This is a genomic window from Lederbergia wuyishanensis (assembly GCF_022900255.1).
Classification (GTDB): domain Bacteria; phylum Bacillota; class Bacilli; order Bacillales; family Bacillaceae_C; genus Lederbergia; species Lederbergia wuyishanensis.
Window position 1 is genome coordinate 136,562 of the sequence record NZ_JALIRM010000011.1, and the last position, 18,153, is coordinate 154,714.

Consider the following 18,153-nt stretch of genomic DNA (forward strand, 5'->3'; position numbering starts at 1 on the left):
ATTTTGAAACCGATAGCATTAACTTCTTACATATTCACTTATTTTTCGGTATTCCATGTCCTAATCTAATGAAAATTACTTTACTTATTTTATGTTCTCTACCGTTTCAACAATTGAATCATTAACTATCTTAGGTTGATCTAAATAGATACAAGTGAGGTGCATCCTTTGCCAACCTCACTTTTTATCTTAATCAGCCCCTGCACCTCCACCGGAGTCACCGCCTGCACTGCCTCCCCCTGAGCCGCTATCAACAAAAGAACCTCCGTTGTCGCTCTGAGACTTTTTCGTTTTATAAAAAGCACGCGGTGGTTTGCTTAATTTCCATGTTTTCAATAAATAGTCCATCGGGCTACCTTCAGAAAGAATAAATGCCGATAGTGGAGCAGCCTTCATGAATTCCTCAGATTCATTTATTTCTATCGTGAATCTCTTTGCCCTTAAAATGAGAGCCCTTCCCATCAACTGATCAAGCTGTGCACCGGCCTCAGCGGAAGGCATGCCTTCTTGTTTTAGCCGTTTTCTAAACGTGCGGATATCAGCTCGAATATTAGCCGCCTCACTTGAAAGTATATATTTCGGCAAAGCTGCAAAAAGTAGTGCCGCTGATAATATGAACAGAATGTAAGGCAAACGTATATAAGGATCTATGAAAAGTAGAGCTGAGAGCAGTGATACGGACCAAAACCAAAGCATTGGAGAATGCTCATCTGTCGTCCAGCCCTTTTTCAGCAAATAGCCTGATACGGCTAAATACAATAAAATTCCAAAGCCCGGAGCCGAAGCCATGAAGTATGTGAGAACAATCCCTATCATTACAGTGATCATTAAAATTCTACCTGCAGAGCGAGTAAACACATCATGGAAGAATCCTGAGTCTTTCATATCCTGAATAATGCAGTCAAACCAACGCCTCTCCATTTGCATGAAGCGGAACCGCCTCAAATAGTAGCCATGCATCGATTTTCCTTCTTGTTTCTCTGCTTTTGTTGCTCCATATATATTATTCATAGAAAAAATCCGGATCCCGCCTCTGACTCTTCGCGTAAACAGCCAGTCCAGAAACATATTCTCACATTCTGACAACTGCCCAAATCTCGTACGGTATGTAAAGTTGAGGGTTTTCTCTGGTGCTTCCCCATCCCGTGCGAATCGTGTCAAAGTCTTCGTATCGCTGATGGTGACAAGTCCTTTTTCAACAAGGGAAAGAACGCCGGCCAAAAATGCAAAATGATCCCTTTTCCCTGCACGGTCGATTACATATAGTTGTAGCGGGTCGTAAGAGAGTAAGCCACTGTAATTACCACTTCCCCGCCAAAAACGTTGAGGCAGAAACACTAGTCCTAGTGCTGCCAAAGTGAAAATGACCGTGGCTGTATATAAAAAGGTAGTAATTCTTGATTGTGTTTCCGTCTTTGTAAACTCAGCATGTGCGAGCTTATTCTCCTCTTCAAGAACTTTTTCGAGGCTGACGGGAGCAGACATTTTGCTTAGATCCCTCATAATGGCGGATGGAAACAACAGCCTTACTTCCGTTAGTTCCCCTCTTTGAGAGATGGGTGTGTGAAATCTAACCACTTCCTCATTTCTTTCCATAAGCTTGCCATCCTGCTCGTGAATGAATGCATGGTAATCAGCAAGTTTTACAAGTTCGGGAAAAACGAAGTCAATCGTCACGTTGTGTAAATCGGAATCATGGTTTTTCCCTGTACCGAAAAACGGAACGGTCAAATCACTATATGTATCATAAGAACGTACTGCGTTTTTCAATTCATATAAAAAGAAGACGGTTTTTGTTTCGTTGCTTGCGGGAAGACTTGCAATAAAGTCATTGCCCTTCTGTTCCACTTCAAGTGTGCGCAGCTCGCTCATGTCAATGAATCCCGGCACCCCGTTCTGGTTCAACAGCTCATACGCCTCGAATTTTCCAATGCCATCATGGCCATCCAGATGAACCGATCTCCTCACCGTACTGTATTCGCCATCAAAGGTATAGGCAAAAACTTCATTGACAAGCAGATCTCCGTTTGGCTGAATCCACGCCCTGATATGAACTTTATCAATAGAAAAAGAGCGGGCATCTGCTGGAAAGGCATTCAATAAAGAAATAATAAAAATAATAATAGGAATCACATAAATTCTTTTCAAAACAGCTCCCTCCAATTTTTATTCTTTTTACTCAAATTTGATATTCATCTTTCTTATTCGCCTGTTCCCAACGTTCATTAATTGCATCAACCAGTTCATCCATGGAACAGTTTAGATTTTTAACCGGGATATTAACTTGTGTTTCTAATAAGCCTTTGTTTATTTGATTGAACACTTTTTTTATTCCGCTCATCCGATTGATTACCAAATCCCTATCAATTGTATAAATGCCAAGATATAACTGTCCTGAAAAATTGATGAATTCAAAAGATTCTATTTCGTCCCATCTAACAAGACCCGGTCCAATATAACTAGATTTGTCGATAATTCCTTCATTAGAGATAATAATGGCTGGCTCTCTTTTTATGAGTACAATAACATAATATATAAAACAAAGACCAAAAATGATTATTGTAAGAGCCCCTATAATCAAAGGTCCTATCGAACTTCCACTCGCTAATATGAAAATCCCTACCATTACAAAAACTAAAGAAAAAAATGCCAGCGTAACCATCCTTTTAGTTTTTGGCATTATCATATACTCACTCATACAAGCGGTCCCCCTAGGCCTAAAATATGTCTTATATAGCTTAAAGGCTTTCAATAATAAAATAAATCCTCCGAATGACCTACGGAGGATAAGAATAAATACAGATTTCAATTAAAATAATACTTTGCAAAACCATCCAATCTACTTATCTGCTTTTTTATAATGACCTTAAGGCATTATTTCATGGATAATCGGACATTAAACTATTGGGTAATCCACTACAACTACATTTTCAATTACACCATCCAAAGATTTCACAAAGTCTTGATGAACAGGATGTGGGCCGTATAGATTAAGAGCTTCTTTATTTTCGAATGTTACGCGTAAACCTAAACCGTAACCTTGCTTACGTTCTTCCTCTTCCGTAACGTTAAATCCTGCAGAGAGTTCGACAATGCCGGGAATTTTCCCTTTAAAACTTAGCAGCTTATCTAAAAGTTCCTGTTCTTTTTCTGAAGTAATCGTTTCATTAAATTTAAAAAATACCATATGTTCAAACATACTTTTTCATCCTTTCAATTCGTTTCTAGTATAATCTTAGATTCTACAAAAACTTGTATTCTCCTTCTAGTGATGAAGATACGGTGACAATTTATGCATGCGACTTTTAAACTATATGTGTTTTTCTTGAGTTGCAAAAACGCATGACATTTTATTAATGTCATGCGTTTGTTCGATAAGGCACAATATATTATTTCCTCCAAAAATTCGTATGCTCTGCCTTGTCCTTAATATTGAATTCAATCATTTTCTCAAGTAATTCGTAATTCACCGGCTCTTTCCATGGAATTCGAAACAAACCTTTAGTAGCACTGTAACCTGCTTGTGCTATATCATCAGCAAAACGTTCAATGCCTACTTCTTCAGGTGAAACGCTCAAATGATGTTTCGCTGTTGAAAAACCAATAATAAATGTACCATGATCGGTAAACATTGGAGTATTCCACTTGATTTGCGGTTCCAAATTTGGAAATTTATTAGCTATCCATTCAAAAATTTCACCTGTTCGGTCACGGTGGTCGAGGTTATCAATACCAGCTAAATATTTCGCAAAAATGTCCATTTCATCCTCCTTTGATTTTATGCCTCTTTGATTTATTTTCCTTAGAAGCAGCATTATAATTTCTCAATCTTGAGGGCAGTTTTTTCTTTTTTAAGTATTTATCGTTAAGGACAATCACTTTCTTGTTGTCAGTAGTTTCGTATGGCCAGTATTTTAATTTATATTTTTCAAATGCTAAGTGACCTACAAAATAAATGGGAAAGATCATGAACAGGAGAATGATTAATTGTAGTAGGAAATTAAATTCATTCCTAGCGATATAAATTGTCATGACCGTATGTGCCCCAAAAGAAACCATTAATGTAATTAGCACATTACATATATGAAAAGGAAGCACATTCCTTTTTTCTCGAAACATCTTCTCTAATTCATATTTAAATAAAAGTGAAATAAAGACTGATATCACTATTACAAAAAGGGTAACAAAATATGTAAAAACAATATACATTTTTTCGCCCCCACAAATAAAAATGATACGTTCATTGTAACACAACAACAAAAAAAAGAAGCTTCACACAAGATTGGACAACTTATGGGAAGCCTGCTTTCATTTACCACAATGATACCAAAAAGTTGTTAACTAAATCCTAGGTTAGGATTATCACATCATCCTACCCATTGGGGAGTGCAGTAGATACTGAATTTAACTACTTTAAATATACCGCTTACATTAATTGTTCTATTCGTTTATGATTGATTTAATAGGATAAATCTACCTAAAAGTGATTGATTGAGCTGGGAAAAATAAGGGGGAACATGATATGTCGAGAACATTTATTTGTAGCAAAACAGAGCCAATAGTAGAAATAAAAGCTGGAAAATTAAGAGGTTATAAGATTGATAGTACATATACTTTCCAAGGCATCAAATATGCAGACGCTAAACGATTTCAGATGCCTACTGAAGTTCAGCCGTGGGAAGGTGTGAAGGAAGCAACATCTTACGGGTATGTAAGTCCTTTGTTGAAACAGGAGCACCCTTCAGGTGAGCTACTTGTTCCCCATCGTTATTGGCCAATGGATGAAAATTGTCAGTATTTGAACATTTGGACCCAAAGTATCGATGAAAACGCTAAAAAACCGGTTCTCGTTTGGCTGCATGGCGGTGGTTTTTCAGCTGGTTCCTCTATTGAGCAAGTAGCTTATGATGGGGAAAATATGAGTAAATTTGGTGATGTCGTCGTAGTAAGCTTAAATCACCGTTTAAATATTTTAGGTTATTTAGATTTATCACCATTCGGGGAGAAATATAACAATTCTGGCAATGCAGGGAATGCCGATATGGTTGCTGCGTTAAAGTGGATTCAAGATAATATTGAAAACTTTGGTGGGGATCCTAGCAATATAACTTTATTTGGACAGTCTGGAGGCGGGATGAAAGTATGGACATTGATGCAGACTCCAGAAGCAGATGGTTTATTTCATAAAGGAATCATACAGAGTGGATTGATCGATGGCTTTGTAGCAACAGAAAAAGTAGATGGAACAGAGATTGTAAAAGCCTTGCTAAATGAACTTGGCTACGGAGAGGGAGAAGTCGAAAAGCTAGAAACTATTCCATATCCACTTTTGGCTGAAGCCTATAACAAGGTCTCTGAAAAACTGTCGAAAGAAGGCCATTATGTTGGTTGTACCCCAATTCATAATGATTTTTATGTAGGCGATCCACGAGTTGTTGGGTTTACTGATCATGCGAAAACTATACCTGTTATGGTAGGCACCGTTTTCGCTGAATTTCCAGCATTTGGACCAGGAATTGCCGACAAAGAAAAGCTATCCAGTGACCAAATGGAAGAATTCATTACAATAAGATACGGAGAAAATAGTGAAAAACTAATAAGCCTCTTTAAAGAAGCTTATCCTGAGAAAAATTTGACAGACTTATTATTTATCGATTCCTTATTCCGTGCACCTTCTATTGATTTTATCGCTAAGAAAGCGGAGCATCAGGAGGCTCCTACGTATTCGTATATGTTTAGTTTAGAGTTTCCTTACGATGGCGGAAGGACTGCTTGGCATTGCAGCGAAATTCCATTTGTCTTCCGTAATACGGATAAGGTTCCAGTATGTAATATTCATGGTGTTTCAGATTTGTTGGAGAAGCAGATGTTTGATGCATGGGTCAGTTTTGCAAAGAATGGCACGCCAACTTCAAACGATCTACCGGAATGGCCAGCCTGTAAACCAGGAGATGAGGCGACGATGATTTTTGATAGAGCGTGCGAAGTAAAGCATAATTATGATCATGAATTAATTGCCCTGCATTCAAGTATAGAGCCATCATTTGAATCCATTGTAAAAAACGAAGACATCCAACATTGAGTAAAACAGAAAAAATATAACATTTTATTTATTTGCAATAAATAGAGCCACGTTTTCCCTTTTTGATGGGTTTAGTGGCTCACTTTTTGTTTCATCATAACCTCGGTATTTAATTTACTGCTTTATGGAGTTCTCTCTACCCTAATCTGAGTTAAAAACCTTATATCATGTTTTTTGTGCTTTATTTCTCATGCTGTTATGTAGAGGCCGGATCTTTATATATTATTATTGCGATAGATCCAATTCCGACTCCTTTTATATATAAAGGAATAATTTTCCTGTAGCTTATTTTATTGCTCATTTCTTTGTTATAATTTTTCATCCTTTATAAAGTAACCGTAAGGAAGATTAGAGTCTTTATGCTTTTTCTTTAGTGAAAGGTGTTTTTATACGGGTAGAGATTCTTTGACTCTTTTCCTCGCAAAACAAGCATACAGACCGAATTTATCATCTGTACTATCCTTTATTGTATCAATAGCATCAACGAAAAACGTTCGCTTCAATCTATTGCCGAATTTACATTCTATATGTGGTCAGAACTAAAAAACCGCTCATCCTCCAAAAGAAGTAAGCGGGTTTCAAGCATTCTATAACTCATTCTGTTGTCGTCAGGGTCGCCTGGACATTCGGACTGATTTTCGGGAAAGGATAGTTAATTTTTTCATCAAATTCCACCCAGTCGAGATTTGCCATCATTAGCAGGTAGCGTTTGCCGCTGGACGGGTCGCTAATGATGATGTGGTCACGACCGGCTGTTTCTATACGTCCGTGGTAAACCATTGAATTCCATTTGGTGTTACCTTGATAAGTAAAGTAGAATGTACCTACCTTACCTTTGTTAATGCGAATGATATTTTCAATAAATGATTCTTCCATAGTGCCTGCAAGAAGTTGCTGCGTGGTCCCCATTGGGACCACTGGGGCAGCATACGAGGGGCCAGAAGGTATAGCCATCGGAGCAGGTTGTGCGCGACTGGTCCGCATCATGGAAGAGGGATAAAAACCAGGATAATAATTCATTGGATGATGACCAGATTCTCCACTAGTCATGGGAAGATCAGCTCCTTAATTAATTTATCTATAAAACTCTGGGCAATAGCCCGGCACCGCGACATAGAAGCAATGGTTCCTGTGCGCAAAATCGAACTTCGTCATGGGGGATCTTGGCATTGTTTCGGTACATGGAGCTCGGAACTTTTTCCCCGGACTGGGGTTAAAAAACCACAAATTCATTCTTGCACGAGGTTCTCTATCACCGTGTAACAAATTCCTAGCCCTCTGGAGGTCAGCTTCTGTGGGACGTTGTGTATACAATGTTCCATTTAAGACAGGCTCGAAGTGAGGAATATTGGTTCCAGGTATTGTTTGATAGATCGCATGTCTGATATTGCGCAACCCTTTGAAGTCAGGAGCACAGTCTGCCTCGACTCGATTAGCCACAACCGAGCCTACCATGTTCATCCCTTGAACGCCTTCACCGATTGCTTCCGCAAGCATGAGCCTCGCTAACTCCTCCACGTCACGTGAAGTATGTTTTATTCGTCGACCCATTTTCTCACCACCTTCGGTATATACAAGTAACTTATTACCTAAAGCTGGTTTTGGTAACTTGCCTATCAGCCCAAATACTTTGCTTCTGAAAGTTCATAATATTAGGACATATGTTTGCCCATTTTACCGAAAGGGCGAACATTGCACTTAACATTAACCTACCTGTATGAATAACCTCGATTAAACCCATATTTAAGACATGAACTTTATTACCCCGTCCAGATAAATTTTTAATTGTAGTGATACCTTATGCTGCTAGCCTAGCAAATCTATCTAACTTCGTACTCCTACGGTATCACACAAAATATGACATTTAGAAAGCAAGATAATGATGCCTGGTTGCAAACTTTATTTTTTATTATGGTTAAGTACAGAGACTTTCGTAGCCTTTTTATCTTAAGACTTTCGCTTTCTAGTGAAGGTCTTTTTATGTATTACGTAAAGTCTGCCTTGAAAATGTTAATAGCTGAAGGTTTACAATTTGATTAATCAGAAGTTCACCTTGAACATTAAAGGATATAATCGGTGTAAATAGAATAATAAATATATGAAATCGTTAAAAAATAGTGCGAAATTATTTCATATTTTTTCATTATGGATTACTACCATTGTTTTTTGATTTATTTCTTCAATAAAAATTTTCCTTCACTTCGTTTCTTTTATAAAAGAGATAAAATTCATTAGAATAATTAGCATTTATTCATAGATCTTTTGCAATTGCTCTTAAAAACTTTACTACATCAATAAAGGAGTAGGATTAATTGATATGATAAGCAATTGGGCAGGAAATTTTCAATATAGTACGACTAACTGGCATGAACCTGAATCTGTTGAAGAGGTTAAACTATTAGTCTCAAGGTTAACAAAGCTACGTGTGATTGGAACACGTCACTCGTTTAATAGCATTGCAGATTCGAAAGATAATATAGTATCCTTGCAAAAAATCAACAAAGTCCTATCTATTGATTGTGATAATAAAACCGTAACCGTGCAAGCAGGAATCAAGTATGGTGATCTTTGTCATGCGCTCCAGCTACATGGTTATTCTTTACATAATCTTGCTTCCCTTCCACATATTTCAGTTGCTGGAGCTTGTGCAACAGCAACACATGGTTCAGGTAAAGGCAATCAAAATTTAGCAGCAGCTGTACGTGCTATGGAAGTTGTCACCGCTGATGGAAGTATTGTAACTTTTTCAAGAGAGAAATCGGAAGATGAATTACATGGCACGATTGTTGGGCTAGGTGGATTAGGTGTCGTCACAAAACTAACATTAGATGTCCTACCAAGTTATCAAATGAGGCAGGACGTTTACGAAAATCTTCCTTTAGCACAACTAGCTCACAATTTTGATACTATTTTTTCCAGTGCCTATAGCGTAAGTCTGTTTACAGATTGGCAGGACGAAATGTTTAATCAGGTGTGGCTGAAAAGCAAACTGACTAATGATCCGACTTTTGAGTTAGAAAAAGAATTTTACGGAGCAAAAGCGGCTAAAGAAAATCTCCATCCTGTACAAGGAGTTGGAGCCGAGAATTGTACAGCGCAGTTAGGAGTTCCCGGGGATTGGCTAGATCGCTTGCCACACTTCCGAATGGATTTTACCCCAAGTAAAGGTCAAGAACTTCAAAGTGAATATATTTTTTCCCGCGAGCATGCCTATGAAGCACTGTGTGCTATTAGTGACATTCGTAAACAAATTGCTCCACATCTACTTATATCAGAAGTGCGGACTATTGCGAAGGACGAGCTATGGATGAGCCCATGCTATAAGCAGGATTCAGTCGCCATTCACTTTACCTGGCAGGATAAATGGGCGGAAGTTCAGCAGGTGCTGCCGCTCATCGAAGCACAGCTTGAACCTTTTCAAGCAAAGCCACATTGGGGTAAGCTGTTTACTACTTCACCTGCAAAAATACAATCACTTTATGAAAAGATGCCTGCTTTCCAGCAACTGCTTATGAAGTATGATCCGAATGGTAAGTTTCGTAATAACTTCTTGAATAAATATATATTTAATGAGGTAAAGTGAGGTTGTTGTGCGAAATAGATCTTTATTGCTAGAATTGCACGTAAAATGAAGGGTGAACAATAGAAACCCTGAAATTAAAGCACATAACAAAAGGAATTGCCTCTCTTAGACAATTCCTTTTGTTAATTTCGGACATTATTTAAAGACCTTATCTGTTATCTCTTTGGGAATAGAAATATCTTTAATTTCATTGAAATTTGCAAAGATTAATTTAGAATTCAGGACAACTTTTTGATTCATATTCTCTGCGGCTGCGCTATAGTTCAAATTCGTTAGGCGCATGGATTTTTTATCCACAGTAAATTTCAAATCAGACTTGATAGCCGATGTGTCGACCCCTGTGAACTTGATATTCAAGGGAGTCTCAAATGCAGCAAAGATCTCGGAGCTTTCCCCTTTGTAGGTGAATGTATAATGGTCTGTTTCTTCCTTCATCTCCAGTTCATCCTTGATGCTTTCGATTTTATCCACCAAGACATGATAGGTGGCTTCGAGCAGCTTATCAGAACCTAACTCTTGTTTGGCATCTCTCCAATCTGCACCATTTTCTTTAGCGACAAGCTGATCTCCAACCTTATAAAATTCGAATTCTATCTCTCCTGTGTTTGGGCTTTTGTTTTTCGAAAAATACTTTGCGTGCATATCAGGATCATCTTTTTCAATGTATTGGGCTTCCCCGCTCAATTCCTGCTCTTGCTGGGTGGCTCCTGCCACTACCACTGTTACTTTAAGGGACGGCTGGATTTCATAATTTTCAATGGCTTTTTTCTCCTTAACAAGCTTTTCCATCACTTCATTTTTGGATAAATTTTTATTCCCCCCGCAGGCCGACAGAATCAGGACAGCTGCAAGAGCAAAGAAAAAACTCCAACGTTTCAAGGTCATTGAAATCCCCCTTTTAATTATTGGTATGGCCGGGATATAAGAAGAGCCATTCAGCAGTCCAATGGGGCTCACACGCCGTCTACGGAAAAGTTTATAAATTTTAAGGCTTAATCGTCTATTGCAGCTTTTCCTTGTTCACGTAACTTTTTTAAAGATGTAATCATATGATTTATTTCTTCATCAGAATGCCTTTCCCATGAACCTAATTCAGCTATTATTTTCAAAGGAGACTTAGACCTGTAGGAACGCGTTGGGTTTCCAGGAAACCTTTTGTCGGTTAAGTTCGGATCATTTTCAAATTCACCTAATGGTTCTACCATGTAAATTCTTTCTTTTGATTTAGATGTTGCTAATTCAGCACCCCATTTAGCAGCTTCTAATGTTGCAGTAAAATATATATAGTTAGATTTTTTATCTTGGTAATTTGATAAGTGCTGTGGTTCTAATAAATCTCCAATTTTTAGTTCTGCTTTAGTACCATGAAAAAAAGGACCTTTATCTAAGACATCTTTTTTGTCATTCATACAGATACACCTCTTATATTTTTAGATTTATGTATAACATTGTAGTATAGAAATTACAAAAAAAGCACCTATAAATAATAGTATAATGTAAGTAATCCTATTCGAAGATAGAAACACCTCTGGAATATTATTTCCAAAACCATGCAAACTTGAATCCAATCTAACTCTGATTCTAATTCCTTTTCCGTGCGATGCGAACTATGTGTAACTCTTAATATTTTTGCTTATCAAAGAAGTTGAAAAAACTTAAGGCCCTATAACTATAGGTTAAAAAAAGGCCCCTCACAATTTCATGAATTGATGAAAGACCTTCTTGATTTAAAATGAATTTATGGTCCTTATGGCCAATGAATTGACCGCGGTTTGATGAAAGGTGCTCTAACCCTTGATATATCAGGGGCAGAGTTTTTTACATCATGCCGCCCGTAAGATGAGAGTTTGTAATATCTTTAATGTTGTATGAAAACAGTGCGCGATATTCATCAAAAAAACCCGTTAGGCGCTTAATGAAGCCAACAAAAGTTTTTAAGATGTAATCCTTTTTATGGTTATTGAGGTGCAAGAAATTTTAACAATAACTTTTTGATGCAAAAATTAAAAAAGTTCAATCAAAATCTCCAACTAGGCATGGATAATCTCCTTATTTTCACCAGTCCAATCCTTAAAGTTTTAAAATTCAATTGAATCAATTCCAAAATACTTACTACTCCTTTCTATCCTAGCTATTCAAACTTCCTTTTAGCCAGAGACGGGGACGGTATGGACCGACAGGGATTTGTATAAGGCTCGTTTTTTCTGTTGAATTGACTCCGTAAAGTTCATCAATTTGGATCGAATCGAATCCTAATAGTGGGTGACCTCCCATCTCTAGAGCACATGCTGTTAAGAGCAGCCTCTGCACGAGTATACCTGCTTCCATCTGTTGAATTCTGTATCCTCTATAGCCCAGTTCCTTTTTGAAGTGGTCTTTGTCTCCAACAACATGCAGACAGAGCGGAACCTGAAATAGATTTAGATTAGGCACTGTTAAACCGTTTTGCATATACTCCCGGAAATCCCCCAAAGATATTCTCCGAAGTGCATGAACGTTTTTGTCATAGGCGTAAGCACCATCTTGAATACCTTCAACATTATAAAAACTGCCATACAAATTTAGACCAGTCTCAGCATCCCTATTTTTGTCGTCAAGGTCATTTTGGTACGATAATGCAAAGGTCTCTTTTAACAATGTGGATATTTTTGTTTGACTGACTTTCCCTATCATAAAATCAGTATCAGGAGAGTGCCTCTCTCTGCAAACGGATGCCAGATCGTATGACAATTCCTCCGTAAATGGCAGTATGATTAACTCTGTACCTAATGCATTGTTAAGAGGAACATCTTTTTTTTTGTTCACAAATGAATGTGTTGTTTCCAACATCGAAGCTTCATTGATCTCTTTCAGCACAGGGTAATCAATGACTCTCTTTGAACGGTTATATGTTACATGCTTGAGCAACGGAAGTTCCCGTGACAATTCCGTTGCAGAAATATTTTTTTCTAAATTAATTTGGTCAACATTATAAATAGATAATGGGATTACAGCATATACACTTTCATCCTGTTCAGATAGCCCAAGCAAATGATTGATAGAACGATCTAGAAATTGGTAACATACCCTTGTTGAGAATCCCATCCTACCCGCAACTTCCAACGATTGCCCAATTAGCACGCCTGCATCCAACCCTTGTAACCTGTAAGAGAAATTATTGTATTTATAAAAATTTTTCCAAAAAACTGTCGATACAAAAACAGTGCAAAAACAATCTGAAAGATTATAACGATTTCCAAGACTTCGGGATAGGTAGGAATCGTAGTTGCCTTCTCGCAGCAATAAAAGGCGATGGTGTGCAACATCGTAGTGGTAAACTCCCTCTGGTACATCCTCCAACTTTAAGTACACATATAATTCATTGGGATACAACGCTCCACCAGAGGGAACAAATCTGCGAAACAACTGGGCGTAGCTTACAGTAGGTTTCTCCTCGGTGCCGTCAATGGAAGCAACTTGAGAGTAACGAGTAAGACCATATACATACCATAAGTAATGACCAAACTCCTCTAGGCTTGGTATTGAATGAACTTCTCTCCCTTTCAGAGTTAACGGTGCATCTGAGGTAAGTGGGACCTCTGGTAAGCCACGGTATAGTTTATAAGGAAGTGGTGCGTTTTCCCAATCTGGTTGCCAATCCGACGGAAGAAGTTTATCAGTATCAAAATGCAGATTGTATAGGAATGTATCTAGTTCCAACCTGAAACCCTCCTACTCTTACAGTTATGGAAAAGGATGGGGATTTGGATTCAACTGTTCATAAGTTAACGGGTGCTTTTTAAATCCGAGTTTCACAGGTACGGTGAGTACCCGTTCAAGACCTTTTATACGTGTAAGGTGATGCCCAAAGGTCATTGGCAGCATTCCAGGAATCAATACCTTTACACAAAATAAGCCGTTCCTTTTGGTTATTGGTGATGTTTGGTCAACCACAATGACTTCCATATCTAACTTTCGGAACTTATTTAGAATATCCTCAACATCATCTTTCAAATCAGCATTCACCGGCGGACATTTAAATTCCGCATCAAATGTACTTAAAGGACGATTTTCATTCAATAGAAAACTTAAATTCTCCTCTGCTTCTTTTAGCCCGTAAAGCATGCCATGGTCCTCCATGGTACGTACAGCAAACGGATTCTGTAACATTTCTTCATATTTCTGTCTATTTTTGTCCAAGATTTCGTCATGCCTAAACATCATTCCTGCAAGCTCGTAAATCGCACTTTTTACTGCCTTTACAGGATCAGGATTAGCTCCAGCTGCACAAATGAGGTTTGCACCCTTGGATCCCCTGTTTTTTGCCACTGCCCAAACGGACGGAATCTCATGTTCCATTGTCGCATTGTAAAAAAGCAGGTCATAATTAGCGACTTCACGAATCCGGCTAACCATCAACTGCAATTCTTTATCGTTCGCAGAACTAAGGTCAAGGCGGGGAAGAGGGAGTTGTGCATACCAGGTTAATAAGAATGAGTCTCGCTCAACGACCTCCATAATGGCATGGAAAATAGCCTCCTCTAGACTCCCCCCTAATGCACAGCCGTTGGAAGTCTCATAAACAAATCCTTCTCCATATCCCAAACTGTAATAGGCCAGTAACTCCGGAACGAGAATAGGGCGTTCTTGTAAAAATGAATATCCCCAGACCCAATTCATTGGTTGATCAGGATGAAATGGTTTAAATGGAAATTGTGGTTTTGCATACTGCTCCTCTTCATGCAAACCTACCTTTGCAGGATTTAATGCTTTATCCGCCAAATTGTGATAGCTATCACGAACTACCTTCCTTTTGCCTCGAGGTTCGATTCCGCAATATCTCTCCAAACCCTCTAAAATAGCAGTTAGCTCACTCATTTCATAAGAATTAGTTCTACCCGCTACTCCCTCATCCCCAACAAGCAACGGCATGTTCACTACAACGTCAGCGAACGGCAGCCTAAAATCCTGCATTTTCCCATTCATGATCCCAGTACGATAATCCAGATAATCTTTGACTAGCACGTCTTTTAAATCATCCATCGAACGGCATCGGTAACCAGCAGGATTCAATTTAGGGTTAGGTTCTAACTTAATGTAAGCCAATTCAGGTATGTCTTTAGGTATTAGACTGCATATAGGGCACAACGAATCTGGTAAGAAAAAGTGGCTGGAGATCGTTAACGTTTTCAGATTTGTAATGAACATCCTTTCTCCTAAGGAGCTTTGTTCTCCTTGAAGAATCTTTATCACTTCGTTGCTAATCAAGTTCGCCATTTGCGATAGTCCGGTTCGTGATACCCATGCATCACGGAGTAAACCTTCACTTGCTGCCAATTTCATACGCAACCCCAAACTTTCTTGGCGATCAGGTCCAGCTAACAAAAGTCGTATATCAGCACAGCGAGAACATCCCGGTACATCAGGTCGTACAAATGGACCAATGATTCCTTCACCAAACGAAACGAAGCCTCGAAGCCACGGAATACCTAGTGTCCTTAACCTCTCTTCGGCTTTTTGATGAACGTTTGGTTTCCAGGTATCGTGCAGTACAAGAACTAATTTTGTATTTTCGGGAACCTCTTCAAGAATACTTTGGCGTCCAACAAAATAGCTTGGAGACAATTGATCATCAACATAATCCGCTAATAACCCCTCACCATCTATAAGTATATGAGCAGCCATTAGGATCCCTCCTCTTGTACCTTAACACCAAACACCCCAGCCAGTTCTTGTTTTAAAAAAGGCTCAGAGGCAAGGTCATAGATTACTAGCCGCATGCGATTCCGCTTCAATACCTGAATTGACGATTGTAATAGCTCCCTAGACGTCATTTCATCACAAGATGGGATATCCAATTTGTTTTCGTTGTTTTCCAGAATAACAGCTGGCCCCATCTCTTGCTCTACTGTAGAATTCACTTGGTTTTGAGCATCCAAAAGTGCTTGTTCCAATGCATTTCGTAATGCCAATGTGGTATTTAAACCTGAGCAGGTGTACCAACGGTGATTCGACCTTACCCATACCACAGGGAAGCCTAGAACATCCTCTTTTAAACCAATTATTGGAGCGCCATTTAAGGTAGTCAGGGCATTAAAATAAAATCTGCATCGCTTATCTTCTACGGTTCCCAACTTAATTCGATAAACCCTACTCTGCTGATCGACCTTTCTTTTTTGCAATTCTTCACCTAAATATACTTGAAGGCCTCTGCAAACAGCCTCTGCGATTGTTTCTCCAGCACCGATGCCTATAAATTCCTCAGGTATGTTCGTACCTACCTTATTTTTCTGATGTTTGTATCCCATATCAGGCAAATTTATCATTTGTGAAACATACATTTCAATGCCAGTCAGCCCGGCCTCTTTTTTTGCTTCCTCATGTGATAGTCCTCCACAGACAACCTCAGGAAGTAGTTCTGCAGGTCCCTCTGATATGGGGTTAACTGCTTGAACATAGCACTGTGCAAGTGGAAGTTGGGGTAAATCTCTTTCCTCCCAGGTATGAAAAATCCCTATTTCTTCTGACGTTAACCGATTGAAATACTCTAAGAGGTTACTCGTTGATTCATTTCTGTCCTTTTCCTGTTCGAGGCGTAAATCAAAATCTTCCACCAGTCTTGGAGTTTCACGTTTGGACGTACCCAATGGATGCGGGATGAAGTAAAGCCAGTCTCCTTCAAGGGTTTCAAGATCAAGCATGTAAATTTGATGACTCTCATTGGAATCTGCAATCCCTGTAGCCCTTTTGAATAATTCGAATACGGAAACATTTGCCAAAATCGATCCTGCTGTTGAAGAGAAGGATTGAGACGGCCGATCTTTTTTTAGTACTGAGTGATGGATTCTGCGCCATGCGGTCTCCCAATATCTATCTGTATCCGGTTGTTCAAATGGACCAGATAGCCCCACCTGGTCTAAATAGATGGCTGGCATAAATGCCTTCTTTTCTTCTTTGCAAACCAGATTAAGATCCCTTAGCTCATTTATATTGCCATCCTGCGAGACGTATAGAATCCAATCATAAGGCTGAACTGCTTGCTTCCAGAAACTGCTCCCCGCGTCTTTATGAAAGGGTACATTCTTGATTTCAACTTCAGAATCGGTCTTACGAGCATTTTGCACCAGTTCATTTAGCCTCTGCCAATTGGTAGGAATGGAATCTGTGACCATAACATTTAATTTGGCAAGACCTGATTCGATTAAAGCGGAAGCCAATGAAACCATAAAGGGGCCAGAGCCAACAGCCAGGACTTTCGCCTTACGGTATTCTTGAAAATGGTACGCACCAGATTCCATAAAATTCTCTATAAATTCGATTTGTGAAGCATATTTTTCAAGAACATTTTGATTTAATTGATGGGGAGAATCTTTACTTAGATCCCGAACAAAACCATTGCTGTACAACGTTTCTCCAATTTCGTACACCCTATCGCGATAAGGGGCAGTTAATCCCATTGTTAATTCCCCCATCGTATACTCACCATTGAACATTGGAAGCAATTTTTCAATCCACTGATAGATTGTATTACCCTCCATCCGGAATGAGTTTAAGTTGTTTCTAAAATACACACCGCCATTTGAATCTGGAAGAAAAAAAGTATCCCTTTTGAGCTTTATACGTGAGGACGAGTTAAGTTTTGTCATTCAGCTCCTCCTTATTCATAATCGTACAAATTATGCACTATCAGTTTATGTCCGATTTTTTGTCCAATATGATAAAAAGAAAAGCGGAAGCGCCCTGTTCAGCGGAATATGGCCTAGAGGCACCAACTGAGATAATGGAAACACGAAGAGCCGGTGGCGATTCAATGTAGACTTATCATAGGACGGAGAGCGGAGCTGGACAATTCTCAAAGTAATATACTTTCTTTAAATTTAAGAAGTGCCCCTGCGAGAAATTACGCAAGGGCATTTTTGATTTACAGTATTTAATGTTTCCTTAAGGGAATTACACGGCGCCAAACAGCTCAAACTGCCAAAACCATTAAATAAAACCGAAACAGCCAAAACCGAAGCCAATGCCGAAACAGCTGAAACCAAAGCAGCCTCCACAGCCTCCACAGCCTCCACATCGGAAGCCGAAACAGCCACCGCATCGGAAGCCAAAGCCTCCACATCGGAAGCCACAGCCTCCACAACGCCTGCTCATCATATACGGGTCTTGGCTTTGAAGATCCAGAGGAACTAACTGACCAACTTGGTAAGGGTCGATTCCCAACCCTTGTAGCTCATTTTGTAACATTTTATTACTTACCTCCCCATTGGATTATATTATTTAGGTTAAACATGAATAGAGAGTGGAAAAGTCAATGCCAGTTTTGTCTATAGAATTCATTAGTTATGATGAATACTCTCTTCAACAAATTATGTTTACTTTTAGGTCTCTGTCACTAAACATAGAGCCTATTCTTTCCCCTTCCAATATTTATCTACTGTTTTTTTCCGTGGAATCCTTTCTGTTGGTGGATAAATACTGAAACAAAATAAAACTTCAGGAGAAACGTACA

The 18,153-nt window shown here is 38.9% G+C and carries 15 protein-coding genes; 2 read left to right on the forward strand and 13 right to left on the reverse strand.

The features are described 5' to 3' along the window. Positions 1 to 189 precede the first annotated feature (189 nt). The 5 genes from MT489_RS15455 to MT489_RS15475 form a co-directional block, all read right to left on the reverse strand. Positions 190 to 2,148 (reverse strand): DUF2207 domain-containing protein, encoded by a 1,959-nt coding sequence (locus tag MT489_RS15455; protein WP_244682459.1) that lies wholly within the window; start codon positions 2,146 to 2,148, stop codon positions 190 to 192. A 31-nt stretch (positions 2,149 to 2,179) separates the two neighbouring features. Beyond that, positions 2,180 to 2,698, reverse strand: a complete 519-nt coding sequence (locus tag MT489_RS15460) for an STM3941 family protein (RefSeq protein ID WP_244682460.1) — start codon at positions 2,696 to 2,698, stop codon at positions 2,180 to 2,182. Positions 2,699 to 2,896: 198 nt separating this feature from the next. Next, the gene (locus MT489_RS15465) at positions 2,897 to 3,199 is read right to left on the reverse strand and encodes a Dabb family protein (RefSeq protein ID WP_244682461.1); all 303 of its coding nucleotides are present in this window, start codon (positions 3,197 to 3,199) and stop codon (positions 2,897 to 2,899) included. Between the two features lie 190 nt (positions 3,200 to 3,389). Beyond that, entirely contained in the window at positions 3,390 to 3,761 is a 372-nt protein-coding gene (locus MT489_RS15470) for an iron chaperone (protein ID WP_244682462.1), read from the reverse strand. A gap of 1 nt (position 3,762) precedes the next feature. Next, on the reverse strand, positions 3,763 to 4,209 hold the full coding sequence (locus MT489_RS15475; protein ID WP_244682463.1) for a hypothetical protein: 447 nt from the start codon (positions 4,207 to 4,209) through the stop codon (positions 3,763 to 3,765). A gap of 313 nt (positions 4,210 to 4,522) precedes the next feature. On the opposite strand from MT489_RS15475, the gene MT489_RS15480 reads away from it, so the two are divergent. After that, a complete protein-coding gene (locus MT489_RS15480) occupies positions 4,523 to 6,082 on the forward strand; it encodes a carboxylesterase/lipase family protein (protein WP_244682464.1) in 1,560 nt (519 codons plus the stop codon). 594 nt (positions 6,083 to 6,676) lie between these two features. Here the strand turns inward: MT489_RS15480 and gerQ are convergent. Next, the gene (gene gerQ / locus MT489_RS15485; RefSeq protein WP_244682465.1) at positions 6,677 to 7,132 is read right to left on the reverse strand and encodes a spore coat protein GerQ; all 456 of its coding nucleotides are present in this window, start codon (positions 7,130 to 7,132) and stop codon (positions 6,677 to 6,679) included. Positions 7,133 to 7,156: 24 nt separating this feature from the next. Then, the gene (locus MT489_RS15490) at positions 7,157 to 7,633 is read right to left on the reverse strand and encodes a cell wall hydrolase (RefSeq protein ID WP_307415894.1); all 477 of its coding nucleotides are present in this window, start codon (positions 7,631 to 7,633) and stop codon (positions 7,157 to 7,159) included. A 766-nt stretch (positions 7,634 to 8,399) separates the two neighbouring features. On the opposite strand from MT489_RS15490, the gene MT489_RS15495 reads away from it, so the two are divergent. Further along, entirely contained in the window at positions 8,400 to 9,665 is a 1,266-nt protein-coding gene (locus MT489_RS15495) for an FAD-binding protein (protein ID WP_280518651.1), read from the forward strand. Between the two features lie 135 nt (positions 9,666 to 9,800). On the opposite strand, the gene MT489_RS15500 is transcribed toward MT489_RS15495, so the two are convergent. The 6 genes from MT489_RS15500 to MT489_RS22475 all read right to left on the reverse strand — a co-directional run bounded on the left by MT489_RS15500 (position 9,801) and on the right by MT489_RS22475 (position 17,888). Continuing rightward, positions 9,801 to 10,550, reverse strand: a complete 750-nt coding sequence (locus MT489_RS15500) for a DUF6612 family protein (RefSeq protein ID WP_244682466.1) — start codon at positions 10,548 to 10,550, stop codon at positions 9,801 to 9,803. 107 nt (positions 10,551 to 10,657) lie between these two features. Further along, a complete protein-coding gene (arr, locus tag MT489_RS15505; RefSeq protein WP_244682467.1) occupies positions 10,658 to 11,074 on the reverse strand; it encodes an NAD(+)--rifampin ADP-ribosyltransferase in 417 nt (138 codons plus the stop codon). 718 nt (positions 11,075 to 11,792) lie between these two features. After that, positions 11,793 to 13,364 (reverse strand): SagB family peptide dehydrogenase, encoded by a 1,572-nt coding sequence (locus MT489_RS15510; protein WP_244682468.1) that lies wholly within the window; start codon positions 13,362 to 13,364, stop codon positions 11,793 to 11,795. Positions 13,365 to 13,388: 24 nt separating this feature from the next. After that, complete coding sequence (locus MT489_RS15515) at positions 13,389 to 15,329, reverse strand: TOMM precursor leader peptide-binding protein (protein WP_244682469.1); 1,941 nt, start codon at positions 15,327 to 15,329, stop codon at positions 13,389 to 13,391. Next, positions 15,329 to 17,290: a putative thiazole-containing bacteriocin maturation protein gene (locus MT489_RS15520; protein ID WP_244682470.1), complete on the reverse strand. Its 1,962-nt coding sequence runs from the start codon at positions 17,288 to 17,290 to the stop codon at positions 15,329 to 15,331. Before MT489_RS15520 ends, MT489_RS15515 begins: the two co-directional genes overlap by 1 nt. A gap of 340 nt (positions 17,291 to 17,630) precedes the next feature. Further along, positions 17,631 to 17,888, reverse strand: coding sequence for a heterocycloanthracin/sonorensin family bacteriocin (locus MT489_RS22475; RefSeq protein WP_370876401.1), 258 nt, complete (start codon positions 17,886 to 17,888; stop codon positions 17,631 to 17,633). Between the last annotated feature and the right edge of the window lie 265 nt (positions 17,889 to 18,153).

Bases quoted from the DNA above. Each gene is read 5' to 3' on its own strand.
- MT489_RS15460 (WP_244682460.1), bottom strand. From the start codon at position 2,698: ATGAGTGAGTATATGATAATGCCAAAAACTAAAAGGATGGTTACGCTG.
- MT489_RS15465 (WP_244682461.1), bottom strand. From the start codon at position 3,199: ATGTTTGAACATATGGTATTTTTTAAATTTAATGAAACGATTACTTCA.
- MT489_RS15470 (WP_244682462.1), bottom strand. From the start codon at position 3,761: ATGGACATTTTTGCGAAATATTTAGCTGGTATTGATAACCTCGACCAC.
- MT489_RS15475 (WP_244682463.1), bottom strand. From the start codon at position 4,209: ATGTATATTGTTTTTACATATTTTGTTACCCTTTTTGTAATAGTGATA.
- MT489_RS15480 (WP_244682464.1), top strand. From the start codon at position 4,523: ATGTCGAGAACATTTATTTGTAGCAAAACAGAGCCAATAGTAGAAATA.
- gerQ (WP_244682465.1), bottom strand. From the start codon at position 7,132: ATGACTAGTGGAGAATCTGGTCATCATCCAATGAATTATTATCCTGGT.
- MT489_RS15490 (WP_307415894.1), bottom strand. From the start codon at position 7,633: ATGGGTCGACGAATAAAACATACTTCACGTGACGTGGAGGAGTTAGCG.
- MT489_RS15495 (WP_280518651.1), top strand. From the start codon at position 8,400: ATGATAAGCAATTGGGCAGGAAATTTTCAATATAGTACGACTAACTGG.
- MT489_RS15500 (WP_244682466.1), bottom strand. From the start codon at position 10,550: ATGACCTTGAAACGTTGGAGTTTTTTCTTTGCTCTTGCAGCTGTCCTG.
- arr (WP_244682467.1), bottom strand. From the start codon at position 11,074: ATGAATGACAAAAAAGATGTCTTAGATAAAGGTCCTTTTTTTCATGGT.
- MT489_RS15515 (WP_244682469.1), bottom strand. From the start codon at position 15,329: ATGGCTGCTCATATACTTATAGATGGTGAGGGGTTATTAGCGGATTAT.
- MT489_RS15520 (WP_244682470.1), bottom strand. From the start codon at position 17,290: ATGACAAAACTTAACTCGTCCTCACGTATAAAGCTCAAAAGGGATACT.
- MT489_RS22475 (WP_370876401.1), bottom strand. From the start codon at position 17,888: ATGTTACAAAATGAGCTACAAGGGTTGGGAATCGACCCTTACCAAGTT.